Origin of the sequence: Qipengyuania sp., assembly GCF_048550555.1 — a bacterium.
Taxonomy (GTDB): Bacteria; Pseudomonadota; Alphaproteobacteria; order Sphingomonadales; family Sphingomonadaceae; genus Qipengyuania.
In genome coordinates, this window is the sequence record NZ_JBLYYF010000014.1 from 1 (window position 1) to 8,362 (window position 8,362).

The 8,362-nt window shown below is 64.8% G+C and carries 12 protein-coding genes; 9 read left to right on the top strand and 3 right to left on the bottom strand.

What is annotated here, in order from left to right; all coding sequences use genetic code 11:
* From ACN4E0_RS02415 to ACN4E0_RS02455, 9 genes are all read left to right on the top strand, one after another.
* Positions 1 to 1,972: intermembrane phospholipid transport protein YdbH family protein (locus tag ACN4E0_RS02415; protein ID WP_419565178.1), on the top strand; the 1,972-nt coding region annotated here is incomplete at its 5' end.
* A 32-nt stretch (positions 1,973 to 2,004) separates the two neighbouring features.
* Entirely contained in the window at positions 2,005 to 2,172 is a 168-nt protein-coding gene (locus ACN4E0_RS02420; RefSeq protein WP_419565180.1) for a YnbE family lipoprotein, read from the top strand.
* 8 nt (positions 2,173 to 2,180) lie between these two features.
* Positions 2,181 to 2,573: a YdbL family protein gene (locus ACN4E0_RS02425; protein ID WP_419565200.1), complete on the top strand. Its 393-nt coding sequence runs from the start codon at positions 2,181 to 2,183 to the stop codon at positions 2,571 to 2,573.
* Between the two features lie 188 nt (positions 2,574 to 2,761).
* Positions 2,762 to 3,082 (top strand): AtpZ/AtpI family protein, encoded by a 321-nt coding sequence (locus tag ACN4E0_RS02430; protein WP_419565182.1) that lies wholly within the window; start codon positions 2,762 to 2,764, stop codon positions 3,080 to 3,082.
* Between the two features lie 53 nt (positions 3,083 to 3,135).
* Positions 3,136 to 3,924 (top strand): F0F1 ATP synthase subunit A, encoded by a 789-nt coding sequence (locus tag ACN4E0_RS02435; RefSeq protein WP_419565185.1) that lies wholly within the window; start codon positions 3,136 to 3,138, stop codon positions 3,922 to 3,924.
* A 40-nt stretch (positions 3,925 to 3,964) separates the two neighbouring features.
* Positions 3,965 to 4,192 carry a F0F1 ATP synthase subunit C gene (locus tag ACN4E0_RS02440; protein WP_006832363.1) on the top strand — a complete coding sequence of 76 codons (228 nt, stop codon included), beginning with the start codon at positions 3,965 to 3,967 and terminating at the stop codon, positions 4,190 to 4,192.
* Between the two features lie 81 nt (positions 4,193 to 4,273).
* Entirely contained in the window at positions 4,274 to 4,768 is a 495-nt protein-coding gene (locus tag ACN4E0_RS02445; RefSeq protein WP_419565188.1) for an ATPase, read from the top strand.
* Positions 4,761 to 5,333, top strand: coding sequence for a hypothetical protein (locus tag ACN4E0_RS02450; protein ID WP_419565190.1), 573 nt, complete (start codon positions 4,761 to 4,763; stop codon positions 5,331 to 5,333). The genes ACN4E0_RS02445 and ACN4E0_RS02450 overlap by 8 nt, the downstream gene beginning before the upstream one ends.
* Positions 5,334 to 5,410: 77 nt before the next feature.
* Positions 5,411 to 6,019 carry a flavodoxin family protein gene (locus ACN4E0_RS02455; protein ID WP_419565192.1) on the top strand — a complete coding sequence of 203 codons (609 nt, stop codon included), beginning with the start codon at positions 5,411 to 5,413 and terminating at the stop codon, positions 6,017 to 6,019.
* Here the strand turns inward: ACN4E0_RS02455 and ACN4E0_RS02460 are convergent.
* The 3 genes from ACN4E0_RS02460 to ACN4E0_RS02470 all read right to left on the bottom strand — a co-directional run.
* Positions 6,007 to 6,975 (bottom strand): NADPH:quinone oxidoreductase family protein, encoded by a 969-nt coding sequence (locus ACN4E0_RS02460; RefSeq protein WP_419565195.1) that lies wholly within the window; start codon positions 6,973 to 6,975, stop codon positions 6,007 to 6,009. The two genes, ACN4E0_RS02455 and ACN4E0_RS02460, sit on opposite strands and share 13 nt — an antisense overlap.
* 184 nt (positions 6,976 to 7,159) lie before the next feature.
* Positions 7,160 to 7,915: a hydroxyacylglutathione hydrolase gene (gene gloB, locus ACN4E0_RS02465; protein WP_419565196.1), complete on the bottom strand. Its 756-nt coding sequence runs from the start codon at positions 7,913 to 7,915 to the stop codon at positions 7,160 to 7,162.
* Positions 7,916 to 8,042: 127 nt separating this feature from the next.
* A partial coding sequence (locus tag ACN4E0_RS02470) for a S1 RNA-binding domain-containing protein (RefSeq protein WP_419565198.1) occupies positions 8,043 to 8,362 on the bottom strand: 320 nt, incomplete at its 5' end.

Genomic DNA, 8,362 nt, shown 5'->3' on the forward strand with positions numbered 1-8,362 from the left:
CACGCTGGGCGGCCAGATGCCGCGCATTTCGGGTAATATCGCCACCGGCGGAGCCGGGATGCCGCGGATCACCGGGCGGATGGAGCGCAGCGAATCGGGCGGATCGGTCTTCCGCCTCGCGATGGAGCGCTATGCTGCGGGCGACAGCGCGCTCGCCGTGCCCAGCATCGTGATCGCTCAGGGAGCCGGCGGTGCAATCGGCTTTTCCGGTCGAATGCTCGCGAGCGGCCCCTTGCCGGGCGGTTCGGCGACCAATCTGCGAGTACCGCTCGAGGGCCGCTACGCCGACGGGAAAATCGCCCTCTGGCGACATTGTATCGATATCGGCTTCGATCGCCTCGAGCTCGCCAGCCTCGCATTCGAGCGGCGCGGCGTGACGCTCTGTCCGCCGCGCGGGCGCCCGATCCTCGCCAGTGGCCCCGATTCGCTGCGCATAGCCGCCGGGACCTCATCGCTCGATCTCGAAGGCTATCTCGGGGAGACGCCCATCCGGCTCGCGACGGGCCCGGTCGGGTTCGCCTATCCCGGCGTCATGACCGCGCGGTCGGTCGATGTCGCGCTGGGTCCGCCAGCGACTGCGAGCCGTTTCCGCATTACCGGCCTCGATGCCCGACTGGGCGACGACATCGCCGGAACTTTCAGCGGGGCCGACGTGGCGCTTGCCGCCGTTCCGCTCGATGTGACCGAGGCCGATGGCCGGTTGCGCTTCGCCGGGGGGCGGCTGGCGCTCGAGGGCGCCGACTTCACGCTGGTCGATCGCCAACAGCCGCCGCGGTTCGAGCCGCTGGTCGCGCGCGGGGCCGAGCTGACGCTGGTCGACAACACGATAGATGCCCACGCCGAACTGCGCCATCCGGGAAGCGACCGGCTCGTCACGAAAGTCGACATTCGCCATGACCTGGCGAGCGGCGCGGGGCACGCCAACCTCGATGTACCGGGTCTGCAATTCGATCGCAGCCTGCAGCCCGATCAACTTTCGCGACTTGCCCTGGGCGTCATCGCCAACGCCGATGGCATCGTGACCGGCAAAGGGCGGATCAACTGGGCACCCGATGGGACCGTCACCAGCACCGGCGCCTTTTCCAGCGACGACCTCGATTTCGCCGCGGCCTTCGGACCGGTGAAGGGGGCCAGCGGGACGATCGAGTTCACCGACCTGCTCAACCTGACGACCGCGCCGGGGCAGAAAATCCGCGTCGCCTCGGTCAATCCCGGCATCGAGGTGCTCGACGGCGAAGTCGAGTTCGAACTGCGCAACGGCGAATTGCTGGCCGTGTCCGGGGGCAGCTGGCCGTTCATGGGCGGACGCCTGATCCTGCGCGATGTCGACCTCAATCTCGGCATCAGCGAGGCGCGGCGCTACACCTTCGAGATCGTCGGGCTCGATGCCGCCGTGTTCCTCGCCACGATGGACCTCAAGAACATTACCGCCACGGGCATTTTCGACGGAACCGTGCCGATCGTCTTCGACGTCGACGGCAATGGCAAGATCGACGAGGGCGTGCTGATCTCGCGCCCCCCGGGGGGCAATATCTCCTACGTCGGCGAACTGACCTATGAAGACCTCTCGCCGATCGCCAACTTCGCCTTCGATGCCCTCAAGAGCCTCGACTACACGCAGATGCGCGTGATCATGGAGGGGCCGCTTACGGGCGAGATCGTCACTCGCGTGCGCTTCGACGGGGTCAGCCAGGGCGAGGGCGCGAAGTCGAACTTCATCACCAAGCGGCTGGCCGCGCTGCCGCTCCAGTTCCGCATCAACATCAAGGCGCAGTTCTACCAGTTGCTGACCAGCATGAAGTCGCTCTACGATCCGGCCGCCGTGCGCGATCCGCGCGATCTGGGCCTGCTGAGCGACGACGGGAAGCGCTTGCTGCGTCGATCCATCACGGGCGAGGAGGTCGAGCCCGATATCGATCCGGAAGACATCGTTCCGGATGAACCCACCATTCAGGAGCAGGAAAGCGAGTGAGGGCTATGAACACCTCTAAATTGACCGGGAGGATGGCTGCCGCCATGCTCGCCACAGTCGCGCTCGGCGGATGCATTACGGTAAATGCGCCGGAAGAGCCGATCGTGATCGAGCTGAACGTCAACATCCGCCAGGAAGTGATCTACCGGCTCGCGGAAGACGCGGGCAATACGATCGACGACAATGCAGATATTTTCTAATGGGTGACATGATGAACAAGATGACCAAATCGGTTCTCGCTGCCGCTGCCGTGGCCACCGCGCTCGGCGGATTTGCCGCGCCTGCCTTCGCCCAGCGCGACCCGGCCTATGCCGCCGCCCGCGCCGCCGGGCAGGTGGGCGAGAAGATGGACGGCTATCTCGGCGTCGTCGGCGCCGCGACTCCCGCTCTGCAGGGCATCGTCAACGATATCAACATCAAGCGCCGCGCGGTCTATTCGGAACGCGCCAAGGCAACCAATGCGACGATCGAGGAATACGCCCTGACCGCGGGTTGCCAGGCGATTCTCGCGACGGCGCCGGGCGAGAAATACCAGGCGCCCGACGGCAGCTGGCAGACGCGCACCGCCGCGCCGCCGCTGCGCGATCCGCGCTGCCCGTAACGCAGTTCGGGAAACCCGATCGGGATCGGCCCTCTCCCCTGAGCACGGGGAGGGGGCTTTTTTGTATCCGACCCGGCGATGGTGCGGTGCTCCGTGTTGACTCGCCACCACCCCCCTTCTAAGGGGGCGGCGCCCTCGGCGGGCAAGTCCGTGCCCGTGCCGCGCAACCCCCTGAAAAGGAGCAAGGCATGAGCGACGACGAACCCGCACGGGAACCAATCGAGGAGGATGCGCGGATCGACGCGCTGGAAAGGCGGCTCGCAGCCGCCCAGCAGCGCGAAGAACAGCGTAACCGTCCCAAGGCTTCCGGAGCCGATGCGAACTATCGCAGCGGCAACCGTGTGCTGGCGGACCTCCTTGGCGGGATTCTTGGCGGTGCGGTCATCGGTTATGCCATCGGCTATTTTACCGGGACCAACCCCTGGGGTCTGTTGGTCGGCCTGTTCCTCGGAATAGTGGTCGCCTTCAGGAACATTATCCGTGCGGCAAACCAGCGCCCCGAAGAGTGATCCCGAAAGGGGCTTCCGGGGCGTTAGTTACAGGATCTAGGGACTAGACAGACGTGGCAGCCGAGCAGGCCAAAGTCGATCCGATGCATCAGTTCACCATCGAACCGCTTGTCGGTTCGGGGAACTGGGAAATCGCAGGCTACAACATCGCCTTCACCAATTCCGCTCTGTGGATGCTGATCACCACCGTGGTGCTCTTCCTCTTCGTGCTGGGCGGGATGAAGCGCGAGCTGGTGCCCGGGCGCTGGCAGATGATGGTGGAAAGCTTCACCGGCTTCATCGACAACACGCTCGAAACCAACATCGGCAAGGCCGGGCGCAAATACGTGCCCTATGTCTTCAGCCTGTTCATGTTCATCCTGTTCGCCAATATCCTCGGCCTGCTGCCGCTGGGCGTGATCGGGATCCACCCGTTCACCTTCACCAGCCACTTCACCATCACCGGCGCGCTCGCGATCCTGTCGTTCTCGATCGTCCTCGTCGTCGGTTTCTGGAAGCACGGCCTCCATTTCTTCAGCCTGTTCGTGCCGCATGGTACGCCGCTGCCGATGATCCCGATCATCGCGCCGATCGAGTTCATCTCGTTCATGGTGCGCCCCTTCAGCCTCGGGCTGCGTCTCTTCGTCGCGATGATGGCCGGGCACGTGCTGCTCGAGGTCCTGTCGAGCTTCGTGATCGACGGCACCAACGCCGGCGCCCTGTGGGGCGGCGTGGTGGGTCTGCCGAGCTTCATCCTGATGATCGGCATCTGCGCACTGGAACTGCTGGTTGCCGGCATCCAGGCCTATGTTTTCGCTCTTTTGACGTCGCTGTATATCAACGACGCCGAGAACCTTCACTAAGTCTTCAATCAATCTATCTGATTTTCCAAAGGAGTTTGTCATGGAAATGGAAGCCGCAAAGCTCATCGGTGCGGGCCTCGCTGCGATCGGTGCCGGCATGGCCGCGATCGGCGTTGGTAACGTCTTCGGTTCGTTCCTCGAAAGCGCTCTGCGCAACCCGGGTGCAGCCGACGGCCAGCAGGGCCGCCTCTTCATCGGCTTCGCCGCTGCCGAACTTCTCGGCCTGCTGGCGTTCGTCGTCGCGATGATCCTGATCTTCGTCGCCTAAGCACGACTACCGATTTTGCGCCGGTCGGGACCGTCCCGGCCGGCGTCAAGAATTCAACGTACCCGCCTTTCGAGAGCTGCAATGCCCCAGATAGCACAGCTTGCCGAAACATGGTCCAGCCAGGTCTTCTGGCTGCTGGTCTTCTTCGGCATCACCTTCTTCGTCATCGGCCGTGGCATGGTGCCCAAGGTGATGGAAACCGTCGCCCAGCGTGATGGACAGATCTCCACAGACCTCGCCGCTGCCAAGGCCGCGCGCGATGCTGCCGACGAGCAGGAAGATGCCTGGCGGGTACGCGAGAACGAGAACCGCGCCGCGGCGCAGGCGATCGTCGCCAAGGCCAAGGACGAGGCGGCCGCCAAGTCCGAAAGCAAGCTGAAGGCGGCGCAGACGCGTCTCGACAAGAAACTGGCCGAAGCCGAAGCCCGTATCGCCGAAGCGCGCACCGCCGCGCTCGCCGAAGTGGAATCGGTGGCCGTGGAAGCGGCGCAGGATATCGTAGCCCGGCTTGCCGGGGCGAAGGTCACCAAGCCGGCCGCCACCAAGGCCGTGAAGGAGGCGATGAGTCATGGCTAATGCCATTCCCCAAATCATCGCCACCGAGGCGGCCCAGGTGAACACCGAAGTCGGGCACGGCGGGGCACCGAGCCATGCCGAACCCGAACTGTTCGGCCTCGCTCCGTTCCAGATCGTCTCGGTCGCGATGTTCGTCCTGCTGCTGATCGCCTTCTTCGGCGCCAAGGTCCACAAGACTATCGCCGGCGGGCTCGACAGCAAGATCGCCGCGATCAAGGAACAGCTCGACGAGGCGAAGCAGCTGCGCGCCGAAGCCGAAGCGCTGCGCCGGGAATATGCCGACAAGATCGCGGGCGCCGAGAAGGACGCCGAAGCGATGCTGATCAATGCTCAGCATGAAGCCGAAGCGATCCTCGAGAAGGCCGAAGCCGACAGCAAGGCAATGGTCGAGCGCCGCAAGCGCATGGCCGAGGACAAGATCGCCGCAGCCGAGCGCGAGGCGGTCGAGGATGTGCGCAACCGCGCTGTCAACGCAGCGACCTCGGCGAGCCGCAAGCTGATCGCCGAGAAGCACGATGCCGACGCCGACAAGACGCTGGCCGACAAGGTGATCGCCGGGATCTGATCCTCGCACGGCCCTCGGCCCGACACGGAACGAATTACAAGGGCTGCGGCTTTTTCCTGTGAACTCAGGAGAAAATCGTGGCCCTTTCCGCATGCGCAATAAACTGTTCGCTGGCTATATCTTCCGCTCGCGAGAGCTCGACCGATGCCATGATCGAGGTGCTCCGAGAACATTTCGCCAACCATGGCGTGACCGTGGGCGAGACGATCCGCGTCGTCGATCATGATGTGCTGCCGGGGGTAAGCTCCGACGAGGGCGGGGGCGACGAATGGCCGGCCATTCGCGAACGGATACTCGCTGCCGACATCCTCGTGTTCGGGACCCCGATCTGGATGGGGCAGGCGTCGTCGGTGGCGAAGCGCGTGCTCGAGAGGATGGATGCCTTCCTCGCCGAGACCGACGAGGCGGGGCGAATGCCGAGCTATGGCAAAGTCGCGGTCGCGGCCATCGTCGGCAACGAGGATGGTGCGCACTGGGTGAGTTCTCAGCTATTTCAGAGCTTGAACGACACGGGCTGGACGATTCCCGCCGTCGCCGCCTGCTATTGGGTGGGCGAGGCGATGCATGCGACCGACTTCAAGGACTTGGAGCACCGTCCGCGCAAGGTGACGCAGACTGCCGAAATGGTAGCGAGTAATGCAGCGCACCTGGCGGGGCTGCTCAAAGCGGATCCCTATCCCGGCTGAAGCACGAGCTTCCCGACGATCTCGCCCCGCTGCATGGTCTCGAAGGCCTCGCGCCATTGGGTGAGGGGGAGCGTGCGGTCGACATGGGGCCTGATGCGCCCCTCCGCCGCGAGCGCATCGACCGCATCGGCAATCCTTGCGCCGCGATCGGGGAAACGCCGGGCATATTCGCCCGCCCGCACACCGACGACCGAGAAGCCCTTGATCAGCGGGATATTGACCGCGATCTCGGGAATGCGACCGGCAACGAATCCGATCACCAGCAGCTTTCCGCCGAAGGTGACACAGCGCGTGCTCTCGTCGAACACGTCGCCGCCGACGGGGTCGTAGACAAGGTCGCACAGCCGCCCGTCCGTAAGCCGGGCGACATCCTCTCGGAACCGACCGGTGTTGAGGATGACCGCATCGGGCCGGGCGATCCGTTCCAGCGCCTCGATCTTGTCCTCGCGATGCGTGGCAGCGATTACCTTGGCACCCATTGCTTTGGCGAGGTCGCAGGCGGCGAGGCCGACGCCGCCGCTCGCCCCATGGACCAGCACGGTCTGTCCTGCTTCCAGCCCGCCGATCTCGACCAGCGCGACATAGGCCGTGTGGTAGGCCGCGCCCATCGCTGCCGCCGTGGCGAAATCCAGATCGTCGGGGATCTTGCGTAGCGAAGCAGCGGGCAGGGCGACATAGTCGGCGAAGGCGCCGGTCTTTGCCCCGCCGCGCACCCGGTCTCCAGGCGCGAATGCACTGCCTGACGGGGCCTCTATGATTTCACCGGCCATCTCGAGGCCCGAGACGAAGGGCGGTTCCGGTTTGAACTGGTATTTCCCCTGCGTCATCAGCAGGTCGGGGTAATTGAGTGAGGCCGCACGCACGCGGACCAGGACCTCGCCCTCGGGCCGCCCGATTTCGGCCAGCTCGACACCCGAGAGGTCGGGCGACAGCTCTCGCACCACAATGGCCTTCATTGTTGAGGGGCCGGCAAGTCGATCGTTAAAGTATGCGTCTGAGAATCGGTGGGCACTAGCAGTATCGCCAGCCCGGCTGCGATTCCCGCTACGCCCCAGACGTATTTTCTGCGCCTGATGTCAGCGAAAGCCCGGATGAAACAGTAGAGCGCTGCTGCGGGCAGCACGAGCATCCAGCCCATGCTCAAAAATTGTCCTTGGCGGCGCGCAGGGCGGCGAAGGTCTCGGCGGGGCTGCTGCCGCCCCAGCGATCGCGCAGATCGGCGTCGTCGGCGCGCAGGAAGGGGTTGGTCGCCAGCTCGCGCGACAGCAGCGTCGGCACGGTCGGCTCGCCGCGTTCGCGCTTCTCGTCGATGCGCGCGGCATAAAGCCTGAGCTCGGTATTGTCGGGGTCTGCATGGAGCGCGAACTTGGCGTTGGCCTGCGTATATTCATGCGCGCAGTAGAGCATGGTGTCGTCGGGCAGGCTGCGGATCCGCTCGAGGCTGTGCCAGAACTGTTCGGCCTCGCCTTCGAACATCCGCCCGCAGCCCAGCGCGAAGACGCTGTCGCCGACGAAGGCCATGTCCGCCTCGGCCATGTGGTAGGCGACATGGCCGTTGGTATGGCCCGAGACGTCGATCACGCGTGCGGTCCATTCGCCCAGCGTCACCGTGTCGCCATTGCCCACCACACGATCGATCGGGCTGAGCTTCTCGACCTCCTTCGGCGCCACGATGGTGGCGCCGGTCGCCTCGACGATCGCCGCGTTGCCGCCGGCATGGTCGGGGTGCCAGTGCGTGTTCCAGATCTGCGTGATCGTCCAGCCCTTCGCCCCGGCCTGGCGCAGGTATTCGGCACCGTCGGGCGTGTCGATCGCCGCGGTCTCGCCGCTGGCGGGATCGTGGAGGAGATATCCGTAATTGTCGGACAGGCAGGGGAACTGGTGGACTTCGAGCATGGGTTTGGTTTGCCCTATCGCGCTACGTTGGGGCAACAGCCTAGGCCCGATCCCATACATAGGAAAGGCCCGCCGCTCGACGTGAGCGACGGGCCTTTCCTGTTACCCTGAAGCGGGTGGGAAGAGCTTAGTCTTCCTTCTTCTTCAGCGCTTCGCCGAGGATGTCGCCGAGCGAGGCACCCGAGTCCGACGAACCGAACTGGGCGACGGCTTCCTTCTCTTCTGCGATCTGGCGTGCCTTGATCGAGAAGTTCGGCTTCTTCGAGCGATCGAAGCCGGCGACCATCGCGTCGACCTTGCTGCCGACCTGGAAGCGGTCGGGGCGCTGTTCGTCGCGGTCGCGACCGAGGTCGCTGCGCTTGATGAAGCCGGTCGCGCCGTCTTCGCCAACCTGCACTTCGAGGCCGCCATCGCGGACTTCGAGAACGGTGACGGTGACGGTTTCGC